The sequence below is a fragment of the Cupriavidus sp. a3 genome (assembly GCF_051015765.1).
GTDB classification, from domain to species: Bacteria; Pseudomonadota; Gammaproteobacteria; order Burkholderiales; family Burkholderiaceae; genus Cupriavidus; species Cupriavidus oxalaticus_A.
Genome location: NZ_CP170643.1, coordinates 3111876 through 3128906 on the forward strand (window position 1 = coordinate 3111876; position 17031 = coordinate 3128906).

Annotated in this window: 16 protein-coding genes and 1 tRNA gene; 14 read left to right on the forward strand and 3 right to left on the reverse strand. The window is 67.7% G+C overall.

What is annotated here, in order from left to right; genetic code table 11:
• Positions 1-91 precede the first annotated feature (91 nt).
• The 14 genes from ACAD63_RS14955 (at position 92) to ACAD63_RS15020 (ending at position 13887) form a co-directional block, all read left to right on the forward strand.
• A complete protein-coding gene (locus tag ACAD63_RS14955) occupies positions 92-1054 on the forward strand; it encodes a helix-turn-helix transcriptional regulator (protein ID WP_135706244.1) in 963 nt (320 codons plus the stop codon).
• Between the two features lie 128 nt (positions 1055-1182).
• Complete coding sequence (gene boxC, locus ACAD63_RS14960) at positions 1183-2862, forward strand: 2,3-epoxybenzoyl-CoA dihydrolase (RefSeq protein ID WP_434032910.1); 1680 nt, start codon at positions 1183-1185, stop codon at positions 2860-2862.
• A gap of 42 nt (positions 2863-2904) precedes the next feature.
• Positions 2905-4329 carry a benzoyl-CoA 2,3-epoxidase subunit BoxB gene (boxB, locus tag ACAD63_RS14965; RefSeq protein ID WP_434032911.1) on the forward strand — a complete coding sequence of 475 codons (1425 nt, stop codon included), beginning with the start codon at positions 2905-2907 and terminating at the stop codon, positions 4327-4329.
• Positions 4330-4380: 51 nt separating this feature from the next.
• Positions 4381-5619: a benzoyl-CoA 2,3-epoxidase subunit BoxA gene (gene boxA / locus ACAD63_RS14970; protein WP_135705012.1), complete on the forward strand. Its 1239-nt coding sequence runs from the start codon at positions 4381-4383 to the stop codon at positions 5617-5619.
• A 123-nt stretch (positions 5620-5742) separates the two neighbouring features.
• Positions 5743-6132, forward strand: a complete 390-nt coding sequence (locus ACAD63_RS14975; RefSeq protein ID WP_063238628.1) for an MbcA/ParS/Xre antitoxin family protein — start codon at positions 5743-5745, stop codon at positions 6130-6132.
• Entirely contained in the window at positions 6092-6844 is a 753-nt protein-coding gene (locus ACAD63_RS14980; RefSeq protein ID WP_133096818.1) for an RES family NAD+ phosphorylase, read from the forward strand. The genes ACAD63_RS14975 and ACAD63_RS14980 overlap by 41 nt, the downstream gene beginning before the upstream one ends.
• A gap of 122 nt (positions 6845-6966) precedes the next feature.
• Positions 6967-7043 (forward strand) — tRNA-Met (locus ACAD63_RS14985).
• Positions 7044-7292: 249 nt separating this feature from the next.
• Positions 7293-7877: an NUDIX hydrolase gene (locus ACAD63_RS14990; RefSeq protein ID WP_135705011.1), complete on the forward strand. Its 585-nt coding sequence runs from the start codon at positions 7293-7295 to the stop codon at positions 7875-7877.
• A gap of 37 nt (positions 7878-7914) precedes the next feature.
• A complete protein-coding gene (gene aat / locus ACAD63_RS14995; RefSeq protein ID WP_133096816.1) occupies positions 7915-8667 on the forward strand; it encodes a leucyl/phenylalanyl-tRNA--protein transferase in 753 nt (250 codons plus the stop codon).
• Between the two features lie 67 nt (positions 8668-8734).
• On the forward strand, positions 8735-9529 hold the full coding sequence (locus ACAD63_RS15000; RefSeq protein WP_133096815.1) for an arginyltransferase: 795 nt from the start codon (positions 8735-8737) through the stop codon (positions 9527-9529).
• Positions 9530-9610: 81 nt separating this feature from the next.
• The gene (locus ACAD63_RS15005; RefSeq protein WP_133096918.1) at positions 9611-10645 is read left to right on the forward strand and encodes a quinone-dependent dihydroorotate dehydrogenase; all 1035 of its coding nucleotides are present in this window, start codon (positions 9611-9613) and stop codon (positions 10643-10645) included.
• 403 nt (positions 10646-11048) lie between these two features.
• Positions 11049-12026 carry an ABC transporter substrate-binding protein gene (locus tag ACAD63_RS15010; protein WP_116317769.1) on the forward strand — a complete coding sequence of 326 codons (978 nt, stop codon included), beginning with the start codon at positions 11049-11051 and terminating at the stop codon, positions 12024-12026.
• 168 nt (positions 12027-12194) lie between these two features.
• Positions 12195-13091 (forward strand): ABC transporter permease, encoded by an 897-nt coding sequence (locus ACAD63_RS15015; protein ID WP_029047685.1) that lies wholly within the window; start codon positions 12195-12197, stop codon positions 13089-13091.
• Position 13092: 1 nt separating this feature from the next.
• Positions 13093-13887: an ABC transporter ATP-binding protein gene (locus tag ACAD63_RS15020; protein ID WP_063238620.1), complete on the forward strand. Its 795-nt coding sequence runs from the start codon at positions 13093-13095 to the stop codon at positions 13885-13887.
• A gap of 135 nt (positions 13888-14022) precedes the next feature.
• Here ACAD63_RS15020 and ACAD63_RS15025 read toward each other — a convergent pair whose 3' ends face one another.
• From ACAD63_RS15025 to ACAD63_RS15035, 3 genes are all read right to left on the reverse strand, one after another.
• Positions 14023-15069 carry a tripartite tricarboxylate transporter substrate binding protein gene (locus ACAD63_RS15025; RefSeq protein WP_133096813.1) on the reverse strand — a complete coding sequence of 349 codons (1047 nt, stop codon included), beginning with the start codon at positions 15067-15069 and terminating at the stop codon, positions 14023-14025.
• A gap of 97 nt (positions 15070-15166) precedes the next feature.
• Positions 15167-16000, reverse strand: a complete 834-nt coding sequence (locus tag ACAD63_RS15030) for a phosphate/phosphite/phosphonate ABC transporter substrate-binding protein (RefSeq protein ID WP_135705009.1) — start codon at positions 15998-16000, stop codon at positions 15167-15169.
• A complete protein-coding gene (locus tag ACAD63_RS15035) occupies positions 15997-16998 on the reverse strand; it encodes an ornithine cyclodeaminase family protein (protein ID WP_133096811.1) in 1002 nt (333 codons plus the stop codon). Before ACAD63_RS15035 ends, ACAD63_RS15030 begins: the two co-directional genes overlap by 4 nt.
• Positions 16999-17031: the final 33 nt, after the last annotated feature.

The following is a 17031-nucleotide window of genomic DNA, read 5'->3' on the forward strand; positions in this document are numbered from 1 at the left end:
CCACAGGGCGCGGCAACCCTGCTCGTATAATGCGCCCTTGCTTTTTGCCAGGCGGCCCAGGCGCCGCCCGGCCAACATGACCTTCGACACCATGCGCCGCGACCCAGCCCCGCTGCCTGCCACCGACCCCGACGCCCGCCCCGCGCGCGAAGCGTCCGCGCCGGCCGCCAATGCCGAGCGCGACCCTTACCTGACCCAACTGGGCGACCGCATCCGCTCGCTGCGCGCCTCGCGCGGCATGTCGCGCAAAGACCTGGCGCGCGGCGCCGGCGTGTCCGAGCGCTACCTCGCCAACCTCGAAACCGGCACCGGCAATGCCTCGGTGCTGCTGCTGCGCCAGGTGGCCGGCGCGCTCGACGTGCCGCTGCCGGTGGTGCTGGCCGAGGTGGACGGCCCGAACGGCTTGAACGGCCAGCAGGCGACGGAGTTCGCGCAGATGGTGCAATGGCTGGCGCAACTGCCGGCCGCGGACCTCGCGCGCGTGCGTGAAGCCTGCCGCCATGCGCTGGCGCCTGAAGAATCCGGTGACGCGCGCCACCGCCGCATCGCGCTGATCGGCCTGCGCGGCGCCGGCAAGTCCACGCTGGGCCGCGCGCTGGCGGCCGCGCGCGACGTGCCCTTCGTCGAACTGAACACCGTGATCGAGCAGGAAGCCGGCGCCAGCCTGTCCGAAATCCATTCGCTGTATGGCCAGGCCGCCTACCGCCGCTACGAGATGCGTGCGCTGGAACGCACGCTGCGCGAGAACGAGCGCATGGTGCTGGCCACGCCGGGCAGCCTGGTGTCGGAGCCGGGCACCTTCAACCTGCTGCTGGCGCACTGCTACACCATCTGGGTGCGCACCTCGCCGGAAGAGCACATGGCGCGCGTGGTGGCCCAGGGCGACATGCGCCCGATGGAAGGCAACCGCGAGGCCATGGCCGACCTGCGCCGCATCCTGCAGGCGCGCACGCCGCTGTACGCCCGCGCCGATATCTCGATCGACACCAGCGGCCTGGATGCCGCGACCTCGCTGCAACAGCTGCGCGCACAACTGCAGGCCGCGGGCGCCTGACCTCGCTTTACCCGCTCTCACCCCGCACGCGTTGCGCGCGCGGGGCAATCAGGCATTGCGCCGCGCCCTCCTCTGCACTATATTTCATCAAAAGCCGCAAGGCACTATAGTGCATCAAGGAGACAGCCATGTCCGCGCCGGCACCCGCCCCCGAAGCCCCCGTTCCCGTCACGTTCGAGCGCCATCCCGACCAGTACCGCCACTGGAAGCTCAGCTTCAACGGCCCAGTCGCCACGCTGGCGATGGACGTCGACGAGGAAGCCGGCCTGTGGCCCGGCTACGCGCTTAAGCTGAATTCGTACGACCTCGGCGTCGACATCGAACTGCATGACGCGCTGCAGCGCATCCGCTTCGAGCATCCCGAAGTGCGCACCGTGGTGCTGACCAGCGCGCGCGAGCGCATCTTCTGCTCCGGCGCCAATATCTTCATGCTGGGCCAGTCGTCGCACGCGTGGAAGGTCAACTTCTGCAAGTTCACCAACGAGACCCGCAACGCCATCGAGGATGCCAGCGAGCATTCCGGGCTGAAATTCATTGCCGCCTGCAACGGCACCACCGCCGGCGGCGGCTACGAGCTGGCGCTGGCCTGCGACGAGATCGTGCTGGTCGACGACCGCTCTTCCGCGGTCAGCCTGCCCGAAGTGCCATTGCTGGGCGTGCTGCCCGGCACCGGGGGCCTGACCCGGGTGACCGACAAGCGCAAGGTCCGGCGCGACCATGCCGACATCTTCTGCACCACCACCGAGGGCGTGCGCGGCCAGCGCGCAAAGGACTGGAAGCTGGTCGATGAAGTGGTCAAGCCGGCCCGCTTCGCCGAGTACGTCGCCGAGCGCGCCGCGGCACTGGCCGCCGCCAGCGACCGCCCGCAGGGCCACCACGGCATCACGCTGACGCCGCTGTCGCGCACGGTCGAGCCCGACGGCTACCGCTACGAGACCGTGCGCGTGCATATCGATCCCGCGGCACGCAAGGCCACGCTCACCATATTCGGCCCCGACAAGCACCAGCCCGCCGATCTGGCCGGCGTGGTCGCCGCCGGCGCGCAATGGTGGCCGCTGAAGATGGCGCGCGAGCTCGACGATGCCATCCTGACGCTGCGCACCAACCACCTCGGCATCGGCATCTGGGTGCTGAAAACCGATGGCGACCCGGCGCAGGTGCTGGCCGCCGATGCGCTGCTGGAAGCCAATGCCGGCCACTGGTTCGTGCGCGAGACCATCGGCATGCTGCGCCGCACGCTGGCGCGGCTGGACGTGTCGTCGCGCAGCCTGATCGCGCTGATCGAGCAGGATTCGTGCTTCGCCGGCACGCTGCTGGAACTGGCGCTGGCGGCTGACCGCAGCTACATGCTGCACCTGCCCGACGCGCCCGACGACGCGCCGCGCATCTTTGTTTCGCCAGTCAACTTCGGCCGCTACCCGATGCCGAACGGGCAAGACCGGCTGGCCGCGCGCTTCTATGGCGACGAGACCGCGCTGGCCGCGGTGCGCGAACACGTCGGCGCCCCGCTCGACGCGCTCAGCGCCGACTCGTTCGGCCTGATCACCGCCGCGCCGGACGATATCGACTGGGAAGACGAAATCCGCATCGCGCTGGAAGAGCGCGCCAGCCTGTCGCCGGACGCACTCACCGGCATGGAAGCGAACCTGCGCTTCGGCGGCGCCGAGAACATGGCAACACGCATCTTCGGCCGGCTGACCGCGTGGCAGAACTGGATCTTCCAGCGGCCCAACGCCGTCGGCGAGAACGGCGCGCTGAAGGTGTTCGGCACCGGCAACAAGGCGCGCTTCGACTGGGACCGGGTGTAGCGCCCTGCCCCCTGCCCCGCGCAAGGACAACGAGGAGACACCGTGAGCATCGACTACAGCCAGAAGATCCCCAACAACGTCAACCTGTCAGACGACCGCGCGCTGCAACGCGCGCTCGAGCACTGGCAGCCCGCCTTCCTCGACTGGTGGCGCGACATGGGGCCCGATGGCTCGCACAACTTCGACGTGTACCTGCGCACCGCGGTGTCGGTGGACCCGTCGGGCTGGGCGCATTTCGAGCACGTCAAGATGCCCGACTACCGCTGGGGCATCTTCCTGCAGCCGGCCGACCCGGAGCGCAGGATCCATTTCGGCGAACACAAGGGCGAAGCCGCGTGGCAGGATGTGCCCGGCGAGCACCGCGCCAACCTGCGCCGCATCATCGTCACGCAGGGCGACACCGAGCCGGCATCGGTCGAGCAGCAACGGCACCTGGGCCTGACCGCGCCCAGCCTGTACGACCTGCGCAACCTGTTCCAGGTGAACGTGGAAGAAGGCCGCCACCTGTGGGCCATGGTCTACCTGCTGCACCGCTACTTCGGCCGCGACGGCCGCGAGGAAGCCGAGGCGCTGCTGGAGCGCCGCTCCGGCGACCAGGACAACCCGCGCATCCTCGGCGCCTTCAACGAGCGCACGCCGGACTGGCTGTCGTTCTTCATGTTCACCTACTTCACCGACCGCGACGGCAAGTTCCAGCTGTGTGCGCTGGCCGAGTCGGGCTTCGATCCGCTCGCGCGCACCACGCGCTTCATGCTGACCGAGGAAGCGCACCACATGTTCGTCGGCGAATCGGGCGTATCGCGCGTGATCCAGCGCACCTGCGAGGTCATGCGCGAGCGCGGCATCGAAGATCCGGAACAGGTGCGCGCCGCCGGCGTGATCGACCTGGAGACGATCCAGCGCTACCTGAACTTCCACTACAGCGTGACCATCGACCTGTTTGGCGCGGACCAGTCGTCTAACGCTGCCACCTTCTACAGCGCCGGCCTGAAGGGCCGCTTCGAGGAAGGCAAGCGCGCCGACGACCATGTACTCAAGGGCGATGTCTACCGTGTGCTGGAAGTGCGCGACGGCCGCCTGGGCGAGCGCGAGGTGCCGATGCTCAATGCTCTCAATGAAGTGCTGCGCGACGACTACATCAAGGACAGCATGGGCGGCGTGGCGCGCTGGAACAAGGTGATCGAGAAAGCCGGCATCTCCTTCCGCCTGACCGTGCCGCACAAGGCCTTCAACCGCAAGATCGGCACGCTGGCCAACGTGCATGTGTCGCCGCAGGGAGAACTGATCTCAGAGGCCGAGTGGAAGGCCAACGAACGCAAGTGGCTCGCCACGGACGAGGACCGCGCCTTTGTCGCCAGCCTGATGGGCCGCGTGGTCGAGCCCGGCAAGTACGCCAACTGGATCGCGCCGCCGGCGGTGGGTATCAATCGCCAGCCGATGGATTTCGAGTACGTGCGTTTCAACTGAACCAGGCAAGAAGCCGGCAAGGAGATACCGGACTAACCAGAGATAAGAGCAATGGGCGCCCCCGACATCATCAAGCAGCACCTGATCGACCCGGAAATCTGCATCCGCTGCAATACCTGCGAGGACACCTGCCCGATCGACGCCATCACCCACGACGACCGCAATTACGTGGTCAAGGCCGAGGTCTGCAACGGCTGCAATGCCTGCCTGTCGCCGTGCCCGACCGGCGCCATCGACAACTGGCGCACCATGCCGCGCGGCGACGCCTATACCATCGAGGCGCAGCTGTTGTGGGACGAACTGCCGGCCGAGGTGCCGTTGCCGGAGCTGGACACTGCGATCGAAAACACCGCGGCCGCGGCGCCCGCTACGGCGGCGCCTGACGTGAGCATCCAGGCGGTCGAAGCCAGCCGCCACACCTCGCAGCGCGCGCCATGGTCGGCGGCGCACCCGTATGTGAACCTGCACGGCGTGCGGGCGCCGGTCGCCGCGACGGTGGCCGGCAACTACCGGCTCACCGCCGACGACGCCTCCAGCGATATCCACCATATCGTGCTGGACTTCGGCACCCATTTCTTCCCGATCCTCGAAGGCCAGTCGATCGGCATCGTGCCGCCGGGCACCGACGCCGCGGGCAAGCCGCACTACATCCGCATGTACTCGGTGGCCAGCCCGCGCGACGGCGAGCGCCCCGGCTACAACAACCTCGCGCTGACGGTAAAGCGGGTCGACCAGGACCATGACGGCCGGCCGGTGCGCGGCGTGGCATCCAGCTACCTGTGCGACCTGGCCAAGGGCGACACCGTGCAGGTGGTGGGTCCGTTCGGCACCACCTTCCTGATGCCCAACCACGCCGAAGCCAGCGTGATGATGATCTGCACCGGCACGGGCTCCGCACCCATGCGCGCCATGACCGAGCGCATGCGCCGCAACCTGGCGCACTTCAGCGGGCGCCGGATGCTGTTCTTCGGCGCCCGCAATGCCAACGAACTGCCCTACTTCGGCCCGCTGCTCAAACTGCCCAGGGATTTCCTCGACATCCACTTCGCCTTTTCGCGCGATCCCGATACACCGCGCCGCTATGTGCAGGACGCCATCCGCGAGGCGGCCGATGCCGTGGCGACCCTGCTGGCGGACCCGAACGGCCATGTCTACATCTGCGGACTGAAAGGGATGGAGGAAGGCGTGCTGGCCGCCTTCAACGCGGTCTGTGCCGGCGCCGGCCGCAGCTGGGCGGAACTGGAAGCCATCATGAAAGCCGAGGGCCGGCTGCATATCGAGACCTATTAGCCGGCACGCCTGTCTAACCGGAACCGGCCCGCCAGCATCCGGCGGGCCGGACCTTTTTGCCCCAAACACTTCCCTTCTGAAATCGTTCGCCTATAATCTTTCTGAAGAAACAGGAGCAAGGCGATGCAATCCAGGCGGATCCCGGAAACAGACCCCGCCGGCGGCCCCGACCCCGGCACCACGCTGACCAAGGCGGTAATGCGTGCCGCCGGCTTCCTTGGCATCAGCCAGGCGGTGGTGGCAAGCGTGCTGGGGATCAGCACGGCTTCGGTATCGCGCATGGCATCCGGCGGCTATGTACTCGACGCGCACCGCAAGGAGTGGGAATTCGGCGTGCTCTTTGTACGCCTGTTCCGCTCGCTGGACGCAATCCTCGGCCATGGCGACCAGGCGCGGCTGTGGCTGACGCATGAAAACCTGGCACTGGGCGGCAAGCCCATCGAAATGATCCGCACAACGGAAGGTCTGGTCCGTGTCGTTCACTACCTGGACGCCACCCGCGGTCGCATCTGAGCGCCGGCAGTTCGCGCTCACGTTGTGGCGGGCGGTGGAAGCCCAGCACGTTGTCTCCACCATGCCGCTGGTCGACAGCCTCGAAGAACAGGCCGTGCTGGAAGCCGTGCTCGATGCCGGCAAACCTGCGGTACCGGTCGAGGCACGCCACCTGCACTATCTGCTGTTCACCCCCTTTCGCTACCCGCCGTCTCCCTGGGGTTCGCGCTTCCGTGCCGCGCAGGATCCCGGCGTGTTTTACGGCGCCGCGGAGATCCGCACGGCCTGCGCGGAGCTGGGCTACTGGCGCTGGCGCTTCCTTAACGACAGTCCGGCGCTGCCGGGCATCGACGCGCGCGCGCAGACGCTGTTCGAAGTGCGCATCGCCACCGACGGCGTGGCGCTCGACGCCCCGCCCTTCGACCGCGATCGCGATGCCTGGACCGATCCCGACCGGCACGAACCCTGCCAGGCCTTCGGCCGCGTCGTGCGCGAAGCCGGCCTCGGCATGATCCGCTACACCTCGGTACGCGACCCGCATCACGGCCTGTGCGGCGCCGTGCTGACGCCGCGCGCTTTCGCCCACCCGCAGCCACTGGCAACCACCACCTGGATGCTGACCGTGCGCCCCGACCGCGTGATCTGGCAGCGCGACGACCTGCAGCAGCGCGACAGCTTCGAGTTCGCCGCCACGCTGTGGCAGCGCACAAGCGATAGTCCGGGCGAGGGCTGAACCTGTTCGCGCTCGCGGCGATCTAATCGTTGTGGCACGCGGGTTTTCGCGGCGCTTGGCGATATTTCCAGTCAGGTGTTGCAATGCGCAACCAGGTGCCCTATAATCTTTTCTTCGACGGACGCGGGGTGGAGCAGTCTGGCAGCTCGTCGGGCTCATAACCCGAAGGTCGCAGGTTCAAATCCTGCCCCCGCAACCAACCGCTGATGATGCGGTTGGACACTGCAAGTCATCCGATCCGATTCGGTCCCATTCGGTCCGCTCGACAGACAAACCCGCCACTGGCGGGTTTTTTGTTTTGGCCGCGCCGTTTTGCGCAGCCTCAGCACACACGCCGGCAGCATCATCGGTGCGGCATGCAACCGACCTCACCGTGCTGCCCTGCTGACCCGCCGCGGCGCCCTCCGCGAGGGTGATACACTTTCGCCATTCCTCCCGGACGCCCCTCATGAAATTCTGCTCGAACTGTGGCCATGCGGTCGTGTTGCGTGTGCCTGACGGCGACAACCGCCCGCGCAGTGTCTGCGACAGCTGCGGCACCATCCACTACGTCAACCCGCGCAATGTCGTGGGAACGATTCCGGTCTGGGAAGACAAGATCCTGATCTGCAAGCGCGCGATCGAGCCGCGCTATGGCTCCTGGACCCTGCCCGCCGGCTTCATGGAAATCGGCGAGACCACCGCGCAGGCCGCCGCGCGCGAGACGCTGGAAGAAGCCGGCGCGCGCGTGCAGGTGGGCGAGCTGTTCTCGATCCTCAATGTGCCGCATGTGCACCAGGTCCACCTGTTCTACCTGGCCACGCTGGACGACCTGGACATCGCGCCGGGCGAGGAAAGCCTGGAGGTCAAGCTGGTGGAAGAGGCCGACGTGCCGTGGGACGAACTGGCGTTCCCGACCGTGATCCACACGCTGCGCTGCTTCTTCGCCGACCGCGCCGCCGGCCGGCTGCAGGACGGCAGCTTCCGGCTGCATAGCCTGGATATCGACAAGCCCATGCGCCCGCTGACCAGCCGGGCCACGGTCACGCCCTGAGCGCCGGCCGGCGCGCGCAACACCCGGCACGGCCCTCATGATCGCCTGGCTGGAGCCGCACGACCCGTTTCCTCCGGTGGAGGAGGCGCTCGGGCCCGATTCCGACGCGCCCGGCTTGCTGGCGGCTAGCCGCGACCTGTCGCCCCAGCGCCTGCTGCTGGCGTACCGGCAAGGCATCTTTCCGTGGTATTCGAGTGGCCAGCCGGTGCTGTGGTGGAGCACCGACCCCCGCATGGTGCTGGCGCCGCAGGCATTGCGCGTGTCGGTGACGCTGCGCAAGACGCTGCGCCGCGTGCTGCGCGACGCGGACTGGGAAATCCGCGTCGACGACGATTTCGCGGCGGTGATGCGCGCCTGCGCCACCACGCCGCGCGACGGGCAGGACGGCACCTGGATCACCGGCGACATCATCGCCGCCTATGGCACGCTGCACCGCAACGGCCTGGCGCATTCGGTCGAGACCTGGTTCCGCGGCGAGCGTGTCGGCGGCTTGTACGGCGTGGCGCTGGGACGGATGTTCTTCGGCGAGTCGATGTTCGCGCACCGCACCGACGCCTCCAAGATCGCGCTGGCGGCGCTGTGCGCCTTCCTCGGCAACCACGGCGTGGCGATGATAGACTGCCAGCAGGAGACCGACCACCTGGCCTCGCTGGGCGCCAGCCCGATCCCCCGCGCGCAGTTCGTGGCACATGTGCGCGCGGCGGCGCTGCAGCCCGCGATCCACCCGTGGCGGTTCGACAAGTCGGTGCTGGAGTGCTGGGCCGGAACGCCAGCCGCGCCAGCCGGTTGAATCCCGGGTAGGACGCCGCCCCCGCCAAACGTCCGCCCGCATCGTCCCGCCCGGAGCCCCCAGAGTCATGAGCAAGCTGAAGGAACTACCGCTCTCTGCGCTGCAGTTCTACGCTACGGCGCCCTACGCTTGCAGCTACCTGGAAGGCCGCATGGCGCGCTCGCAGGTCGCCACGCCCGCGCACCTGATCAACGCCGACGTCTATTCGCGCCTGGTGCGCGCAGGTTTCCGGCGCAGCGGCATCTTCACCTACCGGCCATATTGCGACGATTGCCATGCCTGCACGCCGTGCCGGGTGCTGGTCGACCAGTTCACGCCCGACCGCTCGCAGCGCCGCGCCTGGCGCCGGCATGAGCACCTGCAGGCGCTGGTGGCGCCGCTGACCTACGTCGAAGAGCACTATTCGCTGTACCTGCTGTACCAGTCGATGCGCCACGCCGGCGGCGGCATGGACCAGGACAGCCGCGACCAGTACGAGCAGTTCCTGCTGCAAAGCCGTGTCAATTCACGCCTGGTCGAGTTCCGCGAACCTCCGGGATCGCCCGAGGCAGGCCGCCTGCGCATGGTCAGCATGATCGACGTGCTCGACGACGGGCTGTCGTCGGTCTACACCTTCTACGACCCGCTCGAGCGCAACGCCAGCTACGGCACCTTCAACATCCTGTGGCAGATCCAGCAGACCCACGCGCTCGGCCTGCCGCACCTGTACCTGGGCTACTGGATCGCCGACAGCCGCAAGATGGCGTACAAGGCACGCTTCCAGCCGCTGCAGGTGCTGACCGGCAACCACTGGCACGCCTTCGAGGAAAAGGACGCCGCCGCGGCCCCAGACGCCCCCGACACGCCTCCCGCGAAGGAGTAGCCCGCCACCGGGCAAGCGGACCAGCCGCTACAATGCCGGGCTGGAATTCACTCTGTGACGGCCCCGCCGGCCGGCTGCCCCGTGCTCAACGCGCTCTACCCCCTGTTTCGCCCCGCCCTGTTCTCGATGGATGCCGAGGACGCCCACCATTTCACGCTGAACAACCTGCTGCGCGCCCACCGCATGGGCCTGGGCGGCTGCATCGGCAACAAGATCGCCGACGATCCGCGCACCGTGATGGGCGTGCGCTTCCCCAACCCGGTCGGGCTGGCCGCCGGGCTGGACAAGGACGGCGCGTATATCGACGGGCTGGCCGCGTTCGGCTTCGGCTTTATCGAGGTGGGCACGGTCACGCCGCGCGCGCAGCCGGGCAACCCGCGCCCGCGCATGTTCCGCCTGCCGCAGGCGGATGCGCTGATCAACCGCATGGGCTTCAACAACGGCGGCGTCGATGCCTTTGTCGCCAACGTCAAGGCGTCGCGCTGGAAGGCCGAGGGCGGCGTGCTGGGGCTGAATATCGGCAAGAACGCCGATACGCCGATCGAGCGCGCCAATGACGACTACCTGTACTGCCTGGAGCGGGTCTACCCGCACGCCAGCTATGTGACGGTCAATATCTCGTCGCCCAACACCAAGAACCTGCGCCAGCTGCAGGGCGCCAGCGAGCTGGACAGCCTGCTGTCGACGCTGAAGGACGCGCAGCAGCGCCTGGCCGACCAGCACAAGCGCTACGTGCCGCTGGCGCTGAAGATCGCCCCGGACCTCGACGCCGACCAGATCGGCAATATCGGCGACGCGCTGGTGCGGCACAAGATCGACGGCGTGATCGCCACCAACACCACCATTTCGCGCGAGGCGGTCAAGGGGCTGCCGCATGCCGAGGAAGCCGGCGGCCTGTCGGGGCGCCCGGTGTTCGAGGCCTCCACGCGCGTGGTGCGCGCGCTGCACGCCGTGGTCGGCGATGCGGTGCCGATCATCGGCGTGGGCGGCATCTTCAGCGGCGCCGATGCGCGCGCCAAGATCGACGCCGGCGCGAAGCTGGTGCAAGTCTACAGCGGGCTGATCTACCGCGGCCCGGCGCTGGTGCGCGACTGCGCCGCGGCCTTGCGTCGCTAAGCCTTCTCCATCCCCCTGCCGGGGCCCGGCTCGAGGAAAACCTCGACGCCCGGGATGCGCAATTGCATGAAGATGGGATCGCCGCAATCGGGGTAATCCACAAGGAAATCACGAATCCCGCGCAATAATATGCGCCTGAATGGCCGATAGCGGGCGCCTGACAGCATCGGATGCCGCGCTTTGGCATGATGACTACGCATTTCGTGCGCGAGAAGTGGTATCCTCGCAGGCTTATCGCTGTCGCATCCGACGCGCCCGCGCACGCTCCCTCTCGCCGCAGGAAGCCGCCGCGCACGCCCCGGACCGGCACCGTCCGCCAGTGCACGGGCGAGCGCCAGGACAGCGGACCGAACCATCCGCGGCCGCATCCATCCAGAACCGAGCATTCGGGGGAGAACAGATAATGAAGTCCATCAAGGGTCTCGCAGCAACCAAGTCGATCCTGGGCGGCGCCGTGGCGCTGGCCTTGCTGTACGGCGGTGCCGTGCAGGCCCAGACCGTCAAGGTACTGTCGATCGTCGACCACCCCGCGCTGGACGCGATCCGCGACGGCGTGCGCGCCGAACTGAAGGCGGCCGGCTATGACGCCGACAAGAGCCTGAAGTGGGAATACCAGAGCGCCCAGGGCAACACCGGCACCGCCGCGCAGATCGCCCGCAAGTTCGTCGGCGACAACCCGAACGCCATCGTTGCCATCGCCACCCCGTCGGCCCAGGCCGTGGTCGCCGCGACCAAGACGGTGCCGGTGGTGTACTCGGGCGTGACCGATCCGGTCGCCGCGCAGCTGGTCAAGAGCTGGGCCGCTTCGGGCACCAACGTGACCGGCGTGTCGGACAAGCTGCCGCTGGACAAGCAGGTCGCCCTGATCAAGCGCGTGGTGCCGAAGGCCAAGAACGTGGGCATGGTCTACAACCCGGGCGAGGCCAACTCGGTGGTGGTGGTCAAGGAACTGAAGGAGCTGCTGGCCAAGGAAGGCCTGACGCTGAAGGAAGCCGCCGCGCCGCGCACCGTGGACATCGGGCCGGCCGCCAAGAGCCTGATCGGCAAGGTCGACGTGATCTACACCAACACCGACAACAACGTGGTGTCGGCGTATGAGTCGCTGGTCAAGGTCGCCAACGAATCGAAGATCCCGCTGGTGGCGGCCGATACCGACAGCGTCAAGCGTGGCGCGGTGGCCGCGCTGGGCATCAACTACGGCGACCTGGGCCACCAGACCGGCAAGGTCGTGGTGCGCATCCTGAAGGGCGAGAAGCCGGGCGCGATCGCTTCGCAGACCAGCGACAACCTGGAGCTGTTCGTGAACACGGGCGCCGCCGCCAAGCAAGGCGCCACGCTGTCGCCGGAGCTGATCAAGGAAGCCAAGACGGTCATCAAGTAAGCACGTCACTGCCCGCCGCCGTCGCAATACGGCGGTGCCCTGCCGCGCCTACCCGGCGCGGCAGGCGCAGACCGGGCGAGGCGGCGGGCGGCTCCACACGGGCCGCCGTGCCGCCCCGCTCCAAACCGGCGCCAGGATAGCCGCCGGCCCCCGCAACAGGATTCCCCCATGTCCCTTTTTTCCCTTCTGGGCGCCCTGGAGATCGGCCTGATCTTCAGCCTGGTCGCGCTCGGGGTGCTGATTTCCTTCCGCATCCTCAACTTCCCCGACCTGACCGTTGACGGCAGCTTTCCGCTGGGCGGCGCCGTTGCCGCGACGCTGATCGCCGCCGGCCAGGACCCGTTCCTGGCGACCGTGGTCGCGATCGCAGCCGGCGCGCTGGCTGGCTGGATCACCGGCTGGCTCAACGTGCGTCTCAAGATCATGGACCTGCTCGCCAGTATCCTGATGATGATCGCGCTGTACTCGGTCAACCTGCGCATCATGGGCCGCCCCAACGTGCCGCTGATCACCGAGCCGACCCTGTTCACCATCCTGCAGCCGGAATGGATGCCTGACTACGTGCTGCGCCCGCTGGTGCTGTTCATCGTAGTGGTGATCGCAAAGCTCGGCCTGGACTGGTTCTTCAGCTCGCAACTGGGCCTGGCGATGCGCGCCACCGGCGCCAACCCGCGCATGGCCCGCGCGCAGGGCATTCCCACCGGCCGCGCCACGCTGGCCGGCATGGCGCTGTCCAATGCGCTGGTGGCACTGGCCGGCGCGCTGTTCGCGCAGACCCAGGGCGGCTCGGATATCTCGATGGGCATCGGCACCATCGTGATCGGCCTGGCCGCGGTGATCATCGGCGAAACCGTGCTGCCGGCGCGCCGCCTGATCTGGACCACGCTGGCCGTGGTGCTCGGCGCCATCCTGTACCGCTTCTTCATCGCGCTGGCGCTGAACAGCGACTTCATCGGCCTGAAGGCGCAGGACCTGAACCTCGTCACCGCCGCGCTGGTGACGATCGCGCTGGTGCTGCCGGCCACGCGCAAGAAGCTGTTTGCCCGCAAGAACGGAGGTGCCTGAGATGCTGCGCGCACAAGACCTGAAGCTCACCTTCAACCCGGGCACCCCGATCGAGACCCGCGCGCTGCGCGGACTCACGCTGGAAATCCCGAGCGGCCAGTTCGTCGCCGTGATCGGCTCCAATGGCGCCGGCAAGTCGACCTTCCTGAACGCGATCAGCGGCGACCAGATGGTCGACTCGGGCCGCATCACCATCGATGACACCGACGTCACGCGCCAGCCGGCATGGGATCGGGCGCACCTGGTGGCGCGCGTGTTCCAGGACCCGATGGCCGGCACCTGCGAGGCGCTGACCATCGAGGAGAACATGGCCCTGGCGATGGCGCGCGGCGCGAAGCGGGGTTTCCGCCCGGCGCTGAACCGCGCCTCGCGCGAGCTGTTCCGCGAGAAGCTGCGGCTGCTGAACCTGGGGCTGGAAAACCGCCTGACCGACCGCATCGGCCTGCTGTCCGGCGGCCAGCGCCAGGCGGTGAGCCTGCTGATGGCATCGCTGCAGCCGTCGCGCATCCTGCTGCTGGACGAGCATACCGCCGCGCTGGACCCGAAGACCGCCGCGTTCGTGCTGGAACTGACCGCGCGCATCGTCGAGGAGAGCAAGCTGACGACGATGATGGTGACGCACAGCATGCGCCAGGCGCTGGACTACGGGCAGCGCACGGTGATGCTGCACCAGGGACAGGTGGTGCTGGATGTCTCTGGCGACAAGCGCAAGGGGCTGGATGTGCCGGACCTGCTGAAGATGTTCGAGCAGACGCGGCATGAACAGCTGGATGATGACGCGCTGTTGCTGGGCTGACAGCGCTGACATCCAAGAAGAATGGGGAGCTTTGGCTCCCCATTCTTTTGCGTTCGATGACGCTTGAGTGTCCCGAATGTTTGCTCCCCTCTCCCGCGAGCGGGAGAGGGGAGCAAACCGGCAGCATGCAAACAACTAATCGATCGTGATGCGCCGCTGTCTGATCAACCCCGCCCACCGGACACTCTCCTTCTGGATTGTTGCCGCCAGCTGCTGCGGCGTGCCACCCGCCGCCTCCATCCCCAGCGTTGCCAGCTTTTCCTTCAGCGCCGCATCGGCCAGCACCGCGTCGGCATGCTGGCTGAGCTTGCGTACGATCTCGGGCGGCGTACCCGCCGGCGCCATCAGCGCATACCACGACACCGCCTCGAATTTCGGGAAGCCCTGCTCCGCGATCGTCGGCACATCGGGCAGCACCGTCGAGCGTTTGGTGCTGGCCACGCCCAGGGCGCGCAGCTTGCCTGCCTTGATATAGGGCAACGCCGCCGACAGCTGCGCGAACATCATCGTCACCTGCCCGCCGACCACATCGGTCATGGCCGGGCTCACGCCCTTGTACGGCACGTGGTTCAGCTTGACGTTGGCATCGAGCTGCAGCAGTTCCCCGGCGAGGTGCGCCTGGCTGCCGGCGCCGGGCGAGGCGAAACTCAGTTCGCCCGGTTTCTGTGCGGCCAGCTTGAGCAGGTCCGCCAGCGATCTGGCCGGCGTGGCCGCGTTGACCACCAGCACGTTTTCGGCGGTGGCGAGCATCGCCACCGGCGCCAGGTCGGACTGCTTGTAGGGAAGGTTTGGCATTAGCGTGGGATTCACCGCGATATTCCCGACCGGCACCAGTGCGATGGTGTAGCCGTCTGGCGCTGCCTTGGCCACCATGTCGACACCGATGGTGCCGGCGGCGCCGGCCTTGTTCTCGACCAGCACGCTCTGGCCGGTGGCCTTGGCGATGCCCTCCCCGACGGCGCGCGCCAGCACGTCGGCGGGGCCGCCGGCGGCAAACGGCACGATCAGGCGGACCGGCCTGGCGGGATAAGCCGGCGGCTGGGCATGGGCCGGCGCCGCACCGAGCCATGCCGCGCAGGCTGCCGCACAGGCAAACAGGCAATGCATGGCAAGGCGCCGGATGTCAGAACTCACGAAAGACTTAACATCGGATTTCACAGCGGCATTCACAGCGGATTTCATGACGTTTTCCCCAATTTGGCAGTAATCAGGCTATGGCTCCTCCACCGCGCCGGCAGTCTTGTTATCGCCGATGGCCGTGTGCGGTCAGACACGTTGCCTATCCCGTGCCCCGCTCTGCAGCGGCGGGACCGGTCAGCGCAAAGCTCGCGCGATCCGCTTCATTCGCCATCGCGGGCAGGCAGGCATAGTCGCCCGGCTGCACCTCAACGAAGCGCGCCAGTTCCAGCGACGCCAGCAGCGCGGTGCCGGCGGCATCCTCATGCATTCCCAGCAATGCCGCACGCACGCGAGCACACTGCTGCGGATCGGTTCCCGCCGACGCGACCAGCACCGGAATCGGTGCGGGCGGCGTCAGCGCCAGCGTCTTCAGCTGCGCGGCAAGCCCCGGGTCATAGCGGCGCAGCAGGTCCATCACATAGCTGTCGATCACCCCCACGTCGGCATCGCCAGCAAGCACGGCATCGATGACCTCGCGCGGAGTTGGCGTGGCCATCGCAGCGGGCCGGTACAGCGACTGCGTACCCGCCGGTGCCAGCCGCATCAGGTAATGGCGCGGCGCGTTATAGCCCGAGTTCGACTCAGGCAACATGCATGCCAGCCGCCCGCCGAAGGTTTGCGCCAGGGACTGCACCGGCGCATCGGCGCGCACGATGAACTCCGTGAAATAGACCGGCCTTCCGCCATAGCGCGCATGCGACGGAACCGGCGCGGCCAGCAACTGCGGCGTAACCGGCGCGCTCGCGTACGGATAGCCACACATGAACACGCAGCCGCAGTCCGGCCGCGCCCACAGCGCGCTGACCGGCGCCGGCGCGGGATGCCCGACATACGGCAACGCAACGCCCGCGCGCTCGGACACGCGCGCCAGCAGCGCGCGCCATGCCGCTTCGGCCTGCGGCGTTACCGCGTACATGCGGGCATTGGCAATCATGCGTACACCAGCTTCTGGCCCAGCCCGCGCTGCTCGGCCTTCTTCAGGATGGCATGTCCCAGCGCGATATCGCTGAGCGACAGGCCGCGGTGCCAGAACAGGTTGGTTTCGTCGTCGCTCTGGCGGCCGGGCTTGCGGCCGGCGGCGATCTCGCCCAGTTCGGCGTAGAGCGTCTGTTCCGACAGCTTGCCCGCTTCGACATGCGCGCGCAGCGAGCCGAACATGCCGCCCTTGCACTGGCCCCAGTCGTCCACCACCATCCGCGTCATGATGTCGGTCAGCGACAGCTCGACCGCGCTCATGGTGCCGTAGGGCACGACGAACGCACCGGGCTTGATCCATTCGGTCTTGAGCATCGGCGTCGGGCGCTCCAGGCGCGACGCCTCGACCACGATGTCGGCGCCGCGCACGCACGATTCCCAGTCGTCGGTCACCACGATCTTCTTGCCGAGATCGCGCTCCAGCCGCGCGGCAAAGGCATTGCGGCTTTCCGGACGGCGCGAATGCACGCGGATCTCGTCGAAGTCATAGAGGCTGTCGAGCAGGCGCACATTCCAGTACGAGGTGCCGCGCGCGCCGATATGGCCCAGCACCTTGCTGTCGCGGCGTGCCAGGTGCTTGGCGCCGAGCGCGGTCAGCGCGCCGGTGCGGGCATCGGTGATGAAGGTGGCGTCGATCACCGCCACCGGCATGCCGGTGCGCGGATCGAACAGGTTCAGCATGGCCATCTCCGAAGGCAGGCCGAGCTTGTAGTTGTCGACGAAATCGCCGACGACCTTGACGCCGGCCAGCCCCAGCGGCGCCACGTAGCCGCGCAGCACGTTGAAGTGGCCGTTGAAGGCCGGGTCCGGCATCAGGTGCACGCGCGGCTCGATCACGGTCTGGCCATTGCCCTGCGCAACCAGTGCCTGCTCCACCGCATCGATGATTTCGGCATCGGTCATTTCCAGCCGCGCAATGTCCCGGCCGTTGAGGTAGGTGAGATGAATGTCAGCCATACGGTCCCCGCTCTCCAGATCAGTGTGTGGTGT